Below are 15,880 nucleotides of genomic sequence, written 5' to 3'. Positions count from 1 at the left end.
ACCCCCGTCAGGCCGGCCAGTTCCGTGGGGCTGGCGATCCGCTGCACAACCATCAGCCCGGCCACGACGGTGATGCCGTAGGCCACACCGAGCAGCACCGCGACGACGAGCCCCAGCACGGGGTTGGCCTCGAGGGCAGCGATGACGGCGGTCACCATGCCGGTGGTCATCAGAGCCATCCCGACCAGGAGGGCGCGGCCACCCGTGATCCGCTCGATGGTTCCCACCACACCCTGCACGGCGGCCCCGGCGCCGAGCGTCGCAACGGTGAGCACGGTGGCGTAGAGGGTGCTCCACTCCCCCAGGCTCGGCGCCTCCACGGCCGGGACGATGGCGTAGGCCACCCCGGCGGCGGCGAAGATCCACGGTGCCACCGGCACGATGACAGAGGTGAAGAGGCGGTGGCCCGCGGCGGGTACACGCAGGTCATGCCACCAGGGGCCCTCCGCGGGCGTTGAAGCGCTTCCGACGAGGGTCTCGGGCGCCCTCATCAACCAGCCGAGTGCCACGAGTCCGAGAACGACGTGCAGCAGGAAGGGCAGCCGGGTGGGCATCGGCGCCCACTGGGCCAACGCCCCGGTCACACCGGCGCCGAGCCCGAACCCCAGGGTCAGGGTCAGCGCCGGACGACGAGCGCCCGCTGAAGGCGTCGCCCCGGCATCGAACGGTGGCGACGACAACTCCTTGATCCAGCTGGTGCCCACCGCCATCGCGACGCCCACCCCGGCGCCGGCCAGGGCGCGCCCAAGGCAGAGCAGCGGGAAGGACTGCAGGGAGACCGCGAGCACGAGGTTCCCGACCACGCTGACCACGAGGCCACCCAGGAGCACCCGGCGACGCCCGTGACGATCTGAGATCGCCGCGGCAACCAGCAGTCCGGGCACGAGCCCGAGCACATAGGTGCCGAGCAGCAGGTTCGCCTGCCACGGCTGGTAGTGACCGACCTGCTCGTAGAGGTGCAGCAACGGCGTGAAGTGATTGCCTCCCCAAGCCATCACGAAGACGGCAGGAGCGACCAACCGCCACGGGTGTCCCACCGAACGGGGGCGGCTCATCGGGAGCGTCCGAACTCGCCGGGGGCGACGTGCCCGGCCGCGATGTGGGTGGCCAGGAGCTCGACGTAACCGGACGAATCGCCGGCCGCGAGCAGCTCGGCCATCCGGGAGTGTTCCTGGCAGAAGACGGTGGCCGCTTCGGGGTTGTCCGACACGGCCAGGTGGATGAGCCTGGCCAGTCGGGGAGCCAGCGATGCCATCAGCTCGTCCACCACCTTGTTCTCGGTTGCGGCGATCACCGCCAGGTGGAAGGCCACGTCCTGACCGGCGAACGCCTGCAGGTCATGGTCTGCCAGCGCCCGGCGTTGCGCCGCCACGGCGTCCCGCAGGTGCGTCACCACGGAATCTCGGCGAGCCCGGTCATCGGCCAGCAGCTGGGCCGCCCTGGACTCGAACATGAGGCGGACCTCGAGCAGGTCACGCCGGTCGGCGGTCGAGACCGTCGTCACGACGGCACCCTTCTTCGGCACGAGACGGACGAGGCCCCACCGCGAGAGCTGCACCATGGCCTCGCGCGCCGGGGTGCGGCTGGCACCGAGTGGCTCGGCGATACCGGACTCCGTGATCAGCGCACCGGCCGGGGTGGCTCCCGTCACGATGGCATCCGCAGCATCGGCTGCGATCCGCAGCGCGACGGGGGCCGTCGGGGGGATGTCCTGCCAAGGAGGCGAAGTGCTCACGAAGGGACGCTACAGATGCATGCATCAACGCATGCATCTGTTGGGCGAGAGATGGGGCCGGTCGGCGTCAGTCCTCGTCGGGGTCGTACTGGATGACGCCTCGCCGCATCAGCTCGACGATCTGCCGCGCCCTGCGACGCACGTCCCCCGGACCGGCGGCGTCCGCCACCTGCCCGGCCATGTCGATCACCTGTCGCACCCAGCGGACGAAGTCACCAGCAGGCAGGCCCGTGACCTCGAGCACGTCGGCCAACTCGGCACCCGTGGCCCAGGCGTGGGCCGCCTCGGCGAAACCGATGTCGGGCTCCTTGGCAGGATCGAGCCGCTGGTCGCGTTCCACCAGACTGACCCGCCGCCAGACCTGGCGCACCTCGTGTTGGGCGGACTCGGAGGCGCGATCGGGCATCCGCGCCACGCGCGACGCCTCACGTCTGGACTCGTACACCAGCGACGACAGCACGGCGGCCAACTGGGGGGCCTCCAACCCGTCGAAGACACCCTCCCTGAGGCACTCCGCGGCCACCAGGTCGAGTTCTGAGTAGATGCGGCTCAGCCGTTTGCCGTCGGCCGTGACCAGGTCGGGATCGTCCGCGTCGAGGTAGCCCAGCGAGGTCAGCACCGTGCAGATCCGGTCGAACTTGGCGGCGATGGTCGCCGTGCGGCGAGCCATCCGGGCCTCGGACTTCACGAGGTCTCGTTCCATCCGCAGCGCCTGCTCCGCGTGCCGGGCGTGGAGTTCGCGGTCGGGACACCCATGGCAGGGATGCGCCCGCAGCCGGAGCCTCAACTCGGCCACCTCGGTGGCTATCTCCTCGTCACGCTCAGGCTTGAAGAACTGCGGCGGCACCGGCTTCTGCGCCCTCACCCGGTCGAGCAGCGCAGCCACCAGGGCCTTGCGGGAGTGGGCCACGCGCGGGTCGAACTTCTTGGGGATGCGCACCTTGCCCACCGCGGCCGTCGGCTGGGGGAAGTCCTTCAGCGAGAGGCGGGTCAGCTCTCGTCCCTCGGTCATCACCATCGGGGTGGGTTCGCTGCTCCGCGACCGCCCGGGGTCGACCACGACGGCCCAGCCTGCGTGCTTGCCCCCGGGCACCCAGATCAGGTCGCCGGCCTCGAGGTGGAACAACGATTCCATCGCCTCGGCGCGCAGGTCGGACTTCCGGCCCCGGGCCGCCTCGGCCTCGAGCTGGCTGACCTGGTCACGCATCCGGGCGTACTCGACGAAGTCCCCTCGATCACACTGCGCCGCCTTGAGGTGCTCGGCCACGACCTGTTCGGTCCGCTCCGCCTCGCGGGCGATACCGACGACGTTCCGGTCGGTCTGGAACTGGGCGAAGCTCTGCTCGAGCAGTACCCGGGCCTTCGACCGGCCGACGCGCCCGACCATGTTGACGGCCATGTTGTAGGTCGGCGAGAACGACGACCGCAACGGATAGGTGCGCCTCGAAGCCAATCCGGCGACAGCGCGGGGGTCGAGGCCCGGTTGCCACAGCACCACCGCGTGGCCCTCGACGTCGATGCCGCGGCGGCCGGCTCGTCCGGTCAGCTGGGTGTACTCCCCCGGCGTGATGTCGACATGGGCCTGCCCGTTGTACTTGACCAGCTTCTCGAGGACGACGGTGCGCGCCGGCATGTTGATGCCCAGGGCCAGGGTCTCGGTGGCGAAGACCACCTTGATCAGACCGGCTGCGAAGCCCTCCTCGACGACGGCCTTGAAGGCCGGCAGGATACCGGCGTGGTGGGCAGCGATCCCCCGGGCGAGGGCCTCGACGAAGACGTCGAACTCGAGGGCGCGCAGGTCGTCGGCCGGCATGCCACCGACATGGCGCTCGCAGATCTCACGCAGCTCACGGGCCTCCCTGGCCGTGGTCAGCCTGACGTTCGAGTGCAACAACTGGCGCACCGCCGCGTCACAACCCTGCCGGGAGAAGATGAAGCAGATGGCGGGCAGTAGTTCCGCGGCGGCCAGCAGTTCGACCATGCCGTCCCGACGAGGGGTGAGGCGGCGCTGGGAGTCCTGGGTCTGGCTCCCGTGGGCCGCACCGCCGTACGAGCCGGAGCCGTACCCGGCCTTCCGCTTGCCCCTCCCCGAGCGGCTGCGCGGGTTGCGGGAGTCGTCGCGCACCGCCCGCGCCTCCTGCTTCGAGATCGACAGCAGCTCGGGATTGACGTCGGAGGCACGCCGGGCAGGCATGGCCAGCGCGGTGGGGGCGTCACCGTCGAAGAGGTCGTGCAGGCGCCGGCCGACCATCACGTGCTGGAACAGAGGCACGGGACGACGCTCCGACAGCACCACGTCGACGCGTCCGCGTACCTCGTCGAGCCAGTCACCGAACTCCTCGGCGTTGCTGACGGTGGCCGACAGGCTCACCACCTGCACATCGGGCGCCAGTCCGAGGATGACCTCCTCCCAGACGGCACCGCGGAACCGGTCGGCGAGGTAGTGCACCTCGTCCATCACGACGTAGCCGAGGTTGGCCAGGGTGGGTGACTCGGCGTAGATCATGTTGCGCAGCACCTCGGTGGTCATCACCACCACCTGGGCCTCGCCGTTGATGGTGGTGTCACCGGTCAGCAGTCCGACCCGTTCGCTGCCGTAGCGCTCCTCGAGGTCGTGGAACTTCTGGTTCGAGAGTGCCTTGATGGGTGTGGTGTAGAAGCACTTGGTGCCCCGTTCCACGGCGCAGAAGACCGCGAACTCACCGACCACCGTCTTCCCCGCGCCGGTGGGTGCGGCGACCAGCACGCCGGCACCGTCCTCGACCTTCGCACAGGCCTCGAGTTGGTAGTCGTCCAGGGCGAATGAGTACCGGGTGACGAATTCGCGCAGCAGCGGGCCCCACTGCTGGGGTTGGGTCGAGCGCGTCTCAACGGGTTCGGTCACGGGGTCACCTCTCGGACGGGGGTGCGGGTCGCCGGCACCACCAGTCGCAGCGCTCCTCGGACGGCTCGGACGTCGACCGGGGTGTGTCCCAGCAGTTCCCCGTCACCATCGGCAATGGTCGAGGGGTGGGTGCGCACCCGCACGTGCTTGGCGCGGACGAGTTCCACGGCTGGGTGCCTGGTGAAGCTGCCGTCGTACATCCGGGGAAGGAGTCGCAGCAGCAGGCTGCGCGGCACGGGGTGGACGATGGTGAGGTCGAGCTCCCCGTCTGTCAGGTCTGCGTGGGGTGCGACCTTCATGCCACCCCCGAAGTAGGCGCCGTTGCAGACGGTCGCGAACATGGCGTCGAGGCGACGACTCCCACCGTCGATCTCGAGCTCGTAGCTGACCGGCGTGAATCGTGCCAGCTCCCGCAATGCGGTGATGCCGTAGGTGAGGCCGCCGAGCTGGATCGGGCTGCGGGACGCCCCTTGGCTGACGACGGCCTCGTACCCGGTGCACACCGAGCAGCCGACCCAACGGCGTTCGGCCCCGTCGATGAGGTCACCGGTCACCTCGTTGAGGTCGATCGAGACCACGGTGCGGGACACGATGGTCTGCACCGCCCCGCGCAGGGTGACGGGTAGACCGGCCGAACGGCAGAAGTCGTTGCCGGTGCCGGCCGGGATGACTCCCAGGGGTACGTCGGTGGACGCGCACGCGTTGATGCCCAGGTGGGCCATGCCGTCGCCTCCCATCACCACGAGCGTGTCGAGGGAGGGCTCACCGTCGGCGCCCGGTCGGGCCGCGTCCACGGCCTGGATGGTGCGCAGCCGGGCGTCGTCGTAGCTGATGGCCCGATGCACACGAAGATGGACGTCCGGCAGGGCCGCCAGCAGTGAGGAGCAGACCTTGGGCAGCACCCGGCCTGCACGACCACGGCCGGCCTTGGGATTCACCACCAGGGTGATGGTGGGCCCGTCAAAGCGGTTGAGCACGTCAGCGATTGTTGCAGGTATCGGTCATCGATCGGCGACCGCGCCCGTCTCAGTCGACGTTGATCTTCGACTCGTCGAGCACCACGTCATCGTTGGCGGACTGCTCGGCCCGGCGACGGTCATTGACCGAACAGATCGCCAGGCTGATGAAGAACATAGCCACCATCGGGAACGACAGGGCCAACATCGAGAAGGGGTCGACCGAGGGCGTTGCCACCGCACCGAAGACGAAGCAGCCGAAGATCGACAGGTTGCGGTAGCGGTTCAGCTGGGCTGCCTTGAGCACTCCCAGCATGTTGAGCGCCACGATCACGACGGGCAACAGGAAGCTCAACCCGAACACCAGCAACATGCGCATCAGGAACCCGAGGAACTCGCTCAGCTCGTTGAGGTTCTGCACGCCTGCGGGGTTGAAGCTCATCAGCACGGCGAAGCCCTTGGGGCTGATCCAGTAACCGAGGGCCACACCGGCCAGGAACAGCGGGATGGCCGACCCGAGGAACCGGACCGCGTACTTCTTCTCCTGGGCCAACAGGCCCGGGACGATGAACGACCAGAGCTGGTACAGCCAGATCGGGCAGCTCAGGATGACCCCGGCCACACCGCCGATCTTCAGCATCAACATGAACCCGCCGGTGATGCCATTGACCGTGAACGACACGTTCGCGGCGTTCTCGGGATGGGCGGCCTTGTAGAGGTGCTCGGCCTCGAAGGCCGGCTGCAGCATGAAGGCGAACAGGTACTTGTAGAAGACCATCGACAGCGCCATCATCAGCACCAGGCCAATGGCCGAGATGATCACGCGGTAGCGGAACTCCTTGAGGTGGTCGACCAACGCCATGGTCCCGTCGTCCGTCTTCGGAGGCGGGGTCAACCAACCCAGGTTCAGCTTGTGCTTCCTCGGCTCAGTGGTCGTTGTCATGGCGCGGTCGACGTCTCGTCAGCTCGTCCGGGAGGCCCCGACGATCAATTCTGCTTGGGCTGCTCGACGGTCTGGGCGTCGGCCACGACGGGCGTGGTCGGTGCCTGGACGACGGGCGCCTGGGGGGCGGCGGGCCTGGGGTCGAGCTCGGCGTTGGTCGAGGCGGCCTTGTTCTTGTCGGCCTCACGCAGACCCTGGGTCTCTTCCTTGAACTCGCGAATCGCGCGGCCCGTTCCCTTGCCGATGCCTGCCAGACGGCTCCCGCCGAACAGCAGGATTGCCACCACGAGGATGATCAGCAGCTCGGGCCATCCCAGTCCAAAGGGCATGTCAGTCTCTCTTCTGTCGGTGCAGCGGAGTCTCCACCACACTGTGCGTTCATGCTACGACGATGGAGCAACCACTGCCCACCTCGGCACGCCTGCACGTTACACCGGGCGACCCAAGCCGCCTTCGCCCCCGCGAGCTGTGGGCAGCGACTCAGCCGAGGCTGGAGTACAACTGCAGGCCAGCCCGAGCGGCATCCCGGGCGGGATCGGCGGCCTGGCAGGGTTCCACGGCCTCGACACCGTTACCCAACTGCAACAGTCGCAGCACCAGCCATTCCTCGTCGACCACCTGGAAGGTCGCCCGCAGGCGCCCGTCGTCGAGGTGGTCCACATCGCTGACCGGGTCGTACTCGGTGACCCAGGCGGCCCTGGGTGACAGCGTCAGGGTCACCAGGTGCCCCGCCTCCTCGCCGAACCAGGTCTCACCCAGGTCGGGCAGGGCACCGTGGTCGGCAGCGCGTTCACCCGTGTCGACCACGTCGATCACGCGATCGAGCCGGTAGGTGCGCCACGACTGCCGCTCAAGGCTCCACCCGCGCAGGTAGGCGTAGCCGTCGCGGACGATGAGTTCGGCCGGGTCGACCATGGGGGTGCTCGTGGACCCCCTGGTCAGTCCGTCGTAGCTGAGCTGCACCCGGCGCCGGGCCTCGATGGCCCGCGCGAGGGTGTCACGGGTCTGGTCGGATCCCGAGGCCAACTGCACGGCGACCCCACCAGCGGGACCCGAGACGGCGCTGATCTTGGCCAGCGTGCTCCTGACCACCGCTCGCTGGGCCGCCGGTACGACCGGTTCGAGCGCGGCCAGGGCCACCTTGAGGGCCAGCGCCTCGGTCATCTGGAACCGGTGGGGTCGGCGAACCGCCTCACCGTTGGTCACCTCGATCGGACCGCCGGCCTCGATGGTGTCCATGTTGAAGTCGAACTGCTGACCCGGCAGGTTGTTGGGGCCGCAGTACCACAGCACGTTCAGGTCCTTGACGATCTGCGAGGCCGTGGTGCCGTAGTGATCCGCCACCTCCGCCGCGGTCAACCCCGGGTTGGCCTGCAGATAGGGCACCAGGGTCAGCAGTCGTCCCAACTGGTCGGTCGACTTCACTGCTGCTCCTGGGACTCGTGGGCGACGACGGCCTCGACCGGGTCGAGCATGGTGCGCAGGTGGGCCACCACGGCCTCGCGCAGGTCGGTGGGTTGCAGCACCACGGCGTCACGAGCCATCGAGGCAGCCTCGCCCACCATGTCGTTGTGCCGGTTGTAGGGCACCGACCAGCAGTCGAAACCGGGGGGCAGCGGTACCGGCGACTCGACCAGGTGACCGCGACGGGTGAAGCGGGGGGCATGACCGGTGCGCACGGCCACCAGGGCAACATCGGTGTTCTCGGCGGGGGCGAGGTCGGCCAGGGACCGTTCGGGGTCATGGTCGGCGGGGATCACGTAGGCACCGTCCTTGCCGACGGCCCTCGGCGGCGTCGAGATGCGGGCGAGCTTGAAGCAGCGGGGCGCAGCGCGTGACTGGTCGTACCCGATCAGGTACCAGGAACCATTGCGGTACGGCAGTGACCAGGGCTCCACACGACGGACCTCACCGCCGCGATACCTGAACTCCACGACCCGCTTGGCCGAGACGGCGTCGAACAGCACCTCGAAACTGGGCTCCCTCGCTCCCAGCACCGGGCGGACGCCGACGGTACCCGCATCGATCCGGGCGCCTGCGGCCCTCAACTTGGCAACCGCCATCGTGGTCTGCGCCGCCGCCCCCGACTCGTCCCAGACGTGGGCAGCCACCCCCAGGACGGCGGCCTCCTCCTCGGTCAGTTCGACCGGTGGCAGCTCGAACTCCGAGCGTTCGACGACATAGGTGTCGGCTGCCCCCCACTCGTCGGAGGCCTTGCGGGTGTGGATCTCGATACCCTGGGCCCGCAGGTCGTCCTTGTCACGTTCGAAGGTGCGTTCCTGACCACTGGGGGTCAGCTCGCGGTACCCGTCGATCCCGTTGAAGATCTCACGCTTGGTGAGGGGGCGTCCGCTCGACAGCAGCAGGTACGCCAGGTTCACCAGCCGCTCCGACTTCTTCGCCGACATGCTTCCCTGCCTCCGTACACGCGCTCGACCTGCACGAGACACTACCGGGGTGAGCGGTCGATTCGCCCCCAGCCCCACCTCCGAGCTGCACCTGGGCAATCTGCGCACCGCGATCCTGTCGCAGCGGTTCGCGGACGAGGCAGGTATCGGGCACCTGGTGCGGGTGGAGGACCTCGACCAGCAGCGGGTTGCCGCCGCCCCGGGAATCGCCGAGCAGCAAGTGGCCGACCTGGGGGCCTTTGGCGTTCGGTCCGATGTGCCGGTGGTGCGCCAGTCCGATCGTCTGCAGCTCTACCGCGACGCGGCGCAGTCCCTGGATCTCTACCCGTGCTTCTGCAGCAGACGTGACATCGTCCAGGCCTCACAGGCCCCCCATGGTGGGATGCGACCCTACCCGGGCACGTGTGCCCGGCTGACCCACAGGGAGCAGCAGGAGCGAGCGCTGGTTCGACCCCCCGCGTGGCGGGTGCGCTCCGGCGGCGTCACCCGGACCGTGACCGACCGCTTCGCGGGAGAGGTGACCGCCGTGGTCGACGACTTCGTGGTCGTGCGCAATGACGGGACCCCTGCCTACAACCTTGCGGTGGTGGTCGACGACGGGCTGCAGGGGGTCACCCAGGTGACCAGGGGACGAGACCTGCTCGAGTCTGCGCCTCGCCAGGCCTGGCTCGCTGCGAAGCTGGGCTTCGCGACGCCCGAGTACGTCCACGTGGGGCTTGCCGTCACCACGACGGGGCAGCGCCTCGCCAAGCGCGACGGGGCCGTGACGTTGACCCAACTGGTCGACTCAGGACGAGCGCGGGATCGCGCCTCGGCCGTCGAGCTGGTGTGGCAGCTGGTGTCGCCGACCCTGGATGACCCGGCGGCGGACTGGGTCATCGACCCCACGCCGCCGGAGTGAGGGTCACTGGGCGGCGGAGGCGAACAGCAGGTCGACCACGTAGACGAGGGTGGCGCCGGCAGCCACGGAAGGGGTGGCATTCCCCTTGGGGTAGGCGTCGGCCGGGGTGGCGACGATCAGCACCCGTGAGCCGACCGTCTTGCCCACCAGCTGGCTCTGCCACGCCGGGATCAATGACGAGAGGGCGCCCGAGGCTGCTCCCGTCGACCAGGTCTCGGCCACGACGTCGCCGGTGTCCCAGTTGACGCAGGTGTACTGCACCTGAACCGAGTCGGTGGCCGCGACGGCGCGGCCAGCACCCTTGATCAGCACCGCGCTGGTCGTCCTGGTGGGCTTGGTGGCCGACCCGATCGTGATCGTGGGTGCCTGGTTGCCGTTGTCCTTCACGGTGGGCATGCCGGCGGGGGGTGCGACGGCGTCACCGGTGACCCGGTCGAGGGAGGCCCCCTCGATGTCGACCACGAACACCAGGCCGTCGCCCTTCTCGATCCCGGCATTGGTGTTGCCGTCGGCGTAACCGTCCTTCGACGGCATCAGGATCAGGACACGGTCACCCACCTTCTTGCCCTGCAGCCCCTTGGCGAACCCGGCGACGACCTGGTCGAGCTGGAACGAGGCGGTCTTGCCCGCCGAGAAGGACTGGTCGAAGGACTTGCCGGTGCGGGCGTTGATGCCGATGTAGTTGACCTCGACGATCGCCGTCCTGGACACGGTCGTACCCTTGCCCGCCACGAGCACCTTGGACTGGGTCTCGGCGGTGGTGAGGGGCCACGGCCCGGTCACCACGGGCAGTTTGCCGACTGCTCCGGCCACCTTGATCTGGTCGAGGTTGGCCAGCACGGTGGGCTTCGCGGTCGGGGTCGCGGCGGCGCTGCCCGAGGCGGAAGCGCTGGCCGAGGTGGAGGCGCTGGTCGATGACGACGGGTTGATGGCCGACGCGCCCGAGGGGGCGGGGTCACTGCTCGGCTTGGAACATCCCGCCAGCACCACCGCCGCCGCTCCGAGCGAGGAAAGTCCGAGGGTTCGGCGAGAGATCAGTTCGGGTCGTCGATTCACCCGGCCAGCGTAGCGGTCGGCCTCAACCGATCGTGAACGCGGTCGACCTGCCGACACGTGGCTCGGTGGCCATGCGTTCGACGAGGCGATCGGCGCGGGGATCGTCCGCCGCGAGCGGGTCGGGGCAGATCAGGTTGCCCTGGTCGAGATCGCGGCAGTTGAAGGTCATCCAGTCGACCGTGTACGAGCGCTCGTGCCGCTGGGCTGCGGCGATCAGACGTCCACGGATCGCGGCTCGGGTGGTGGTCGGCGGGTCGTCGACGGCCCGGACGACGGCTGACTCGTCGACGAGCCGGTTGACCTGGCCGGCGTCACGGAGCGTGCCGAACAGGCCCTGTCCCGGACGGACGTCGTGGTAGGCGAGGTCGAGTTGCGCCATGCGGGCCGGGTCAAGAGTGCCTCGACGGTCGGCGTCGCCGTGGAGCAGGCGCAACTTCACGGCCCAGTCGATGTCGTGGTGGATCAGGTCGAGGCGGTGGTCGCCGACAGCCGTCAGCACCCGCTGCCACAACTCGACGGCGCGTTCGAGCCACGACTCGCCGGCCGTGAACGGACGAACCTGCTCCAGGCAGTCCGTCAGCACGGCCAGGGCGGAGGTCTCTCCCCCGGCGGCCAGTGCCACCGGGGATCGTCCGCTGCGGTCGCGGGCCACGTCCCGGATCGCCTGGCCGGGATCGGCCAACTGCCATCGCTCGAAGCGCACCCCCGCTTCGATGGCACGCAGCATCAGCTCGGTGGCGCCGATCCGCACCGCGAGGGTGGGTTCGGCCAGGGTCGAGTCACCGACGATCACGTGCAGCCGACGGTGCAGCTGCGGATCGGCGTGCGGTTCGTCGCGAGTGTTGATCATCGGCCGGGAGCGGGTGGTGGTGGACGACAGGGGGTCCCACATGTGCGCGGCCCGCTGGCTGAGCCAGAACTCCTGGCTCGACCTGACCCAGGTACCCGTCCCGCACAGAAGTTGGCGCATCACGAGGAACGGGGTCAGGGCCGACGCGAATGAGCGCAGCGTGGTGTCGCGCCGCACCTGGTAGTTCTCGTGGCTGCCGTAGGAGTTCCCGTGTGAGTCGAGGTTGTTCTTGAACAGTCTCACCCGGGCGGTGGTGCCCTCATCGGCCATCACCTGGATGGCGCGATCCGCCAACCGGTTGAGCACGGCGTCGCCGGCACGGTCGTGGGCGACGAGGTCGTCGAGGGTGTCGCACTCAGGGGTGGCGTACTCGGGGTGCGAACCGACGTCGAGATACATCCGCCCGCCGTTGCGCAGGAAGACATTGGTGGTGGCGCTCACCGTGGTCACGGGACGGAACAGTTGCCTGGCGCCTTCGTCGGCTCCCAACCGTCGCCAGCCACCGGGGCCCTGCACCTCGACCTGCAGTCCGTACTCGGTCTCCAGTCCACGCACCCGTCGAGACATGAACCCCGTCACTGCGCCCCCCTCATTGGCCAGTTCGGCCGACAGCGGTCACCCGAGCTCACATCTTGACGAGGTCGAGCAGTGCCCCCAGCTCTTCCCGGGTCAGCTCCCTCAGCTCGCCCTGCTTGAGGTTGCCCAGGCGCACGGGGCCGATCGACTGGCGTGACAGCTTGATCACCGGATGGGCCACGGCGTCCATCATGCGGCGCACGATGCGGTTACGGCCCTCGTGCAGGGTGATCGACACCAGCGACCGTGACTCCCCCCGGCTGACGAGCTTGATCCGGTCGGGACGGACCGGACCGTCGTCCAGGGTGACGCCCTTCTCGAGGCGGCGCAGGATCTTGTTGTCGAGCAATCCCTCCACCTCGGCCAGATAGGTCTTGGGCACGTGGTAGCTCGGGTGGGCCATGCGGTGGGCGAACTCACCGTCATTGGTCAGCAGGATCAGCCCCTCGGTGTCGGTGTCGAGCCTGCCCACGTGGAACAGCCTCTCCTTGCGACGTCCGAGGTAGTCGGTGAGGGTGGGACGGCCCTCCGGGTCGTCCATGGTCGAGACCACCCCGCGAGGCTTGTTGAAGACCAGGTACTGGTGGCGCCGTGGCGGTGGGATACGGGAGCCGTCGACCCGGATCGTGTCCCGGTCGGGGTTGACGCGAGTACCCAGCTCCGAGACCACCCGTCCGTTCACCTCGACGCGACCCTTGGCGATCAGGTCCTCCGAGGCCCTGCGGGAGGCGATCCCGGCCTGGGCCAGCACCTTCTGCAGTCGGATCTCGTCGGGTGCCTCCTGGACGACGGCGTCGTCGGGCTCCTGGTCACGGTTCGGGGTTGCGTTGTCTGTCTCAGTCATCGCTGGTCTCCTTCTGGGCCTGTCTCCTGGTGGGATGACGCCCTGTCCGTTCCAGTGTCCTCGGGGTGGACGACTCGCGCCAACTCCTCCTCCAGTGCGCTCGCGTCGGGCAGGTGGGGGGCCAACGGTGGCAGGTCGCTCAGGGACTCCAGTCCCATCCGTTCCGCGAAGTGGTCGGTGGTGGTCAGCAGTGCCGCCCCGCGGGAGCCGTCCGCCGGTTCGTTCTCGGCCACCAAGCCGCGGGCGAGCAGGGTGCGGACCACTCCGTCGACGTTCACCCCACGCACCGCCGACACCCGGGAACGGGCGATCGGCTGCAGGTACGCAATCACCGCCAAGGTCTCGAGCGCGGCCTGCGACAGTCGCGAGTGCTGACCCTCGAGCACCCAGGCGCTGATCAGGTCGGCGTGGTCCGCACGGGTCCAGAACCTCCACCCCCCGGCGAGGTGACGCACCTCGATGCCACGCTGGTGGTCGTCGTAGAAGCGGGCGATCTCGGCGAGCGCCTGCTCCACCTCGTCGACCGGGGACTGGGTGGCCTCGGCCAGTTCGATCGCGGTCATGGACTCGGTTGCCATCAGCAGCAGTGCCTCGATGGCGCCGCTGAGCGGGGTGGTCATGGTGTCTCCTCGGACTGAGGGGGTGGGGCGTCGAACTCGTCGGAGATCTGCAGGTCGGACTCCTCGTCGCCGGTCCAGCGGATGGTCAGTTCGCCGAGCGCGGTCAGTTGTTCGAAGGCGATCACCTGTTCGCGGAACAGTTCGAGCAATGACAGGAACCGCGCCACCGTGGTGATCCGGTCGGCGTCGGCGACCAACTCCCTGAACGTGAGCACCCGCTTGGCGCGGAGCCTGCCCACGACCAGCCGGGCCTGCTCCTGCACACTGACGGTGCTCTGGTGCAGGTGTTCCAGCCCGACCAGGGCGGCGGGCTGGGGTGAGAGCGCTCGTGCCGCCGCTTGTGCCAGAGCCTCGGGGCTGGGCAGGTTCACCTCGGGCATGAGCGCGGCGAACCGGGGTTCGAGCCCACCGGGACGAGCGAACCGTTTCGCCTGCTCCCCCAGTCGGTCGGCGAACAAGGCCGAGACGATCTTGAATGCCCGGTACTGCAACAGCCGGGCGAACAACAGGTCGCGCGCCTCGAGCAGGGCCAGGTCCTCCTCGTCCTCCACCTCTCCCTGCGGCAGCAGCCGGGCGGCCTTCAGGTCGAGCAGGGTCGCCGCGACCAACAGGAAGGAACTGGTCTGGTCGAGGTCCCAGACCTCGCCGCCGGCCTTGACGAAGGCAATGAACTCATCGGTCACCCGCGACAGGGACACCTCGGTGACATCGAGTTTGTGCTTGCTGATCAGTTGCAGCAACAGGTCGAACGGCCCCTCGAAGTTGTCCAGGTGCAGGGTGAAGCCGGGCCGACCCTCCGACGACGGGAGCGCGGTCTCGTCGGTGGCGGCCGTCGTGGTCATGGCTGGGTCAGCTGTCTGACCAGGTCGGACTGCTCACCGTTCTCGGCGAGTCCCGCCAGGGCCATCGCGATGGCGGTGCGCACGATCTTGCCGCGGTCGGCCACCACACCCTGCTGACGCAGCGTGAGCCGTGCCTGTTCGAGCGCGATCAACTCGTCGGATGAGACGTAGACCGTGATCTTCTCGTCGTGGCGCACCCGGCCCGTGGCCGCGGGGCCGGGAGGGCCGTCGTCCGGCTCGCTGTCGGGCCGGATGCCCGGTTGGCCCGGCCGTGCTGTCTGACCTGCCCTGGTCGACTGGGTGGGGCGGAAGAGTTCGCTGGCGCCGGGTAGGTTCACACGCCTGGGCATCGGGCGAGCACCTCCCGTGCCAGCGAGCGATAGGCGGTCGCACCGGGCGAGGACGTCGCGTAGGTGGTGATCGGCTCCCCCGCGACGGTGGTCTCGGGGAACTTGACGGTGCGACGGATGACGGTGTGGAAGACGGTCTCGCCGAAGGCGTCGACCACCCGCTCCAGCACCTCGCGGCTGTGCAGCGTGCGCGCGTCGTACATGGTGCCGAGGATCCCCAGGATCTCCAGGTGCGGATTGAGGCGGTCCTGCACCTTCGCGATGGTGTCGGTGAGCAGGGCCACGCCGCGCAGCGCGAAGAACTCGCACTCCAGGGGGATCAGGGCACGGTCAGCGGCAGTGAGGGCGTTGACGGTCAACAGCCCCAGCGAGGGAGCGCAGTCGATCAGGATGATGTGGTACTCCGACTTGACCTTCTCGAGCACCCGCAGCAGGGTCTGCTCGCGGGCCACCTCGCTGACCAACTGCACCTCGGCTGCCGACAGGTCGATGTTGGAGGGAAGGATGTCGAGGTTGTCGACGGAGGTCGGCTGGATGACGTCGTGGATGTCGGTGCGCCGTGACATCAGCAGGTTGTAGATGCTGGTGTCGAGGGTGTGCGGGTTGACCCCCAGCCCGACCGACAGCGACCCCTGCGGGTCGAAGTCCACCAGCAGCACGCGGCGGCCTGTCTCGGCGAGGGCCGCACCCAGGTTGATGGTGGTGGTCGTCTTGCCGACCCCACCCTTCTGGTTGGTCATGGCGATGATCAGCGCATCCTTGGAACCCGGTTGCGGTGGGGTGGGTTCGGGCAGGTCGGGCAGGGGGCGTCCGGTCGGACCGAGGTTGTCGGCCTCGACCTGTTCGGTCACCGGGCCCGGCTCGTCGTGCACGGTGAACAGCGCGTCGTCGCTCAACCTCGTCACCTTCCTGTTT

Annotated in this window: 15 protein-coding genes and 1 pseudogene; 1 reads left to right on the top strand and 15 read right to left on the bottom strand. The window is 68.8% G+C overall.

Annotated elements, in window-relative coordinates; translation table 11 throughout:
• Positions 1 to 35: 35 nt before the first annotated feature.
• From H507_RS18250 to H507_RS0106645, 8 genes and pseudogenes are all read right to left on the bottom strand, one after another.
• Positions 36 to 1,055, bottom strand: a pseudogene (locus H507_RS18250) (MFS transporter); the annotation flags it as partial.
• Entirely contained in the window at positions 1,052 to 1,735 is a 684-nt protein-coding gene (locus H507_RS0106675) for a GntR family transcriptional regulator (RefSeq protein ID WP_022909950.1), read from the bottom strand. The gene H507_RS0106675 and the pseudogene H507_RS18250, both read right to left, overlap by 4 nt.
• Before the next feature lie 67 nt (positions 1,736 to 1,802).
• Positions 1,803 to 4,619 carry a DEAD/DEAH box helicase gene (locus tag H507_RS0106670; RefSeq protein WP_022909949.1) on the bottom strand — a complete coding sequence of 939 codons (2,817 nt, stop codon included), beginning with the start codon at positions 4,617 to 4,619 and terminating at the stop codon, positions 1,803 to 1,805.
• Positions 4,616 to 5,596, bottom strand: a complete 981-nt coding sequence (locus tag H507_RS15285) for a diacylglycerol/lipid kinase family protein (protein WP_022909948.1) — start codon at positions 5,594 to 5,596, stop codon at positions 4,616 to 4,618. Before H507_RS15285 ends, H507_RS0106670 begins: the two co-directional genes overlap by 4 nt.
• A gap of 49 nt (positions 5,597 to 5,645) precedes the next feature.
• Positions 5,646 to 6,518 (bottom strand): twin-arginine translocase subunit TatC, encoded by an 873-nt coding sequence (gene tatC / locus H507_RS15280; RefSeq protein ID WP_022909947.1) that lies wholly within the window; start codon positions 6,516 to 6,518, stop codon positions 5,646 to 5,648.
• A gap of 44 nt (positions 6,519 to 6,562) precedes the next feature.
• A complete protein-coding gene (locus H507_RS18445; protein ID WP_022909946.1) occupies positions 6,563 to 6,847 on the bottom strand; it encodes a Sec-independent protein translocase subunit TatA/TatB in 285 nt (94 codons plus the stop codon).
• A 151-nt stretch (positions 6,848 to 6,998) separates the two neighbouring features.
• Complete coding sequence (locus H507_RS0106650; protein ID WP_022909945.1) at positions 6,999 to 7,943, bottom strand: helix-turn-helix transcriptional regulator; 945 nt, start codon at positions 7,941 to 7,943, stop codon at positions 6,999 to 7,001.
• Positions 7,940 to 8,926, bottom strand: coding sequence for a helix-turn-helix transcriptional regulator (locus H507_RS0106645; protein ID WP_022909944.1), 987 nt, complete (start codon positions 8,924 to 8,926; stop codon positions 7,940 to 7,942). Before H507_RS0106645 ends, H507_RS0106650 begins: the two co-directional genes overlap by 4 nt.
• A 49-nt stretch (positions 8,927 to 8,975) precedes the next feature.
• Between H507_RS0106645 and gluQRS the strand changes: the two genes are divergently transcribed.
• The gene (gene gluQRS, locus H507_RS15275) at positions 8,976 to 9,827 is read left to right on the top strand and encodes a tRNA glutamyl-Q(34) synthetase GluQRS (protein WP_051139712.1); all 852 of its coding nucleotides are present in this window, start codon (positions 8,976 to 8,978) and stop codon (positions 9,825 to 9,827) included.
• 3 nt (positions 9,828 to 9,830) lie between these two features.
• Here the strand turns inward: gluQRS and H507_RS0106635 are convergent, their stop codons facing one another.
• The 7 genes from H507_RS0106635 to H507_RS0106605 are packed head-to-tail and all read right to left on the bottom strand — an operon-like array spanning position 9,831 to position 15,861.
• Positions 9,831 to 10,883, bottom strand: a complete 1,053-nt coding sequence (locus H507_RS0106635) for an FKBP-type peptidyl-prolyl cis-trans isomerase (RefSeq protein WP_022909942.1) — start codon at positions 10,881 to 10,883, stop codon at positions 9,831 to 9,833.
• A gap of 22 nt (positions 10,884 to 10,905) precedes the next feature.
• Positions 10,906 to 12,312, bottom strand: a complete 1,407-nt coding sequence (locus H507_RS15270; protein ID WP_022909941.1) for a proteasome accessory factor PafA2 family protein — start codon at positions 12,310 to 12,312, stop codon at positions 10,906 to 10,908.
• 46 nt (positions 12,313 to 12,358) lie between these two features.
• On the bottom strand, positions 12,359 to 13,153 hold the full coding sequence (locus tag H507_RS0106625; protein ID WP_022909940.1) for a pseudouridine synthase: 795 nt from the start codon (positions 13,151 to 13,153) through the stop codon (positions 12,359 to 12,361).
• Positions 13,150 to 13,773 carry an SMC-Scp complex subunit ScpB gene (scpB, locus tag H507_RS15265; RefSeq protein WP_022909939.1) on the bottom strand — a complete coding sequence of 208 codons (624 nt, stop codon included), beginning with the start codon at positions 13,771 to 13,773 and terminating at the stop codon, positions 13,150 to 13,152. The genes H507_RS0106625 and scpB overlap by 4 nt, the downstream gene beginning before the upstream one ends.
• Positions 13,770 to 14,615: a segregation and condensation protein A gene (locus H507_RS15260; RefSeq protein WP_022909938.1), complete on the bottom strand. Its 846-nt coding sequence runs from the start codon at positions 14,613 to 14,615 to the stop codon at positions 13,770 to 13,772. The genes scpB and H507_RS15260 overlap by 4 nt, the downstream gene beginning before the upstream one ends.
• Complete coding sequence (locus H507_RS0106610) at positions 14,612 to 14,965, bottom strand: hypothetical protein (protein ID WP_022909937.1); 354 nt, start codon at positions 14,963 to 14,965, stop codon at positions 14,612 to 14,614. The genes H507_RS15260 and H507_RS0106610 overlap by 4 nt, the downstream gene beginning before the upstream one ends.
• A complete protein-coding gene (locus H507_RS0106605) occupies positions 14,950 to 15,861 on the bottom strand; it encodes a ParA family protein (protein WP_157438914.1) in 912 nt (303 codons plus the stop codon). Before H507_RS0106605 ends, H507_RS0106610 begins: the two co-directional genes overlap by 16 nt.
• Between the last annotated feature and the right edge of the window lie 19 nt (positions 15,862 to 15,880).

Origin of the sequence: Aestuariimicrobium kwangyangense DSM 21549 (assembly GCF_000421525.1) — a bacterium.
Taxonomy (GTDB): Bacteria; Actinomycetota; Actinomycetes; order Propionibacteriales; family Propionibacteriaceae; genus Aestuariimicrobium; species Aestuariimicrobium kwangyangense.
This window is presented reverse-complemented; position numbering and strand designations above follow the sequence as displayed.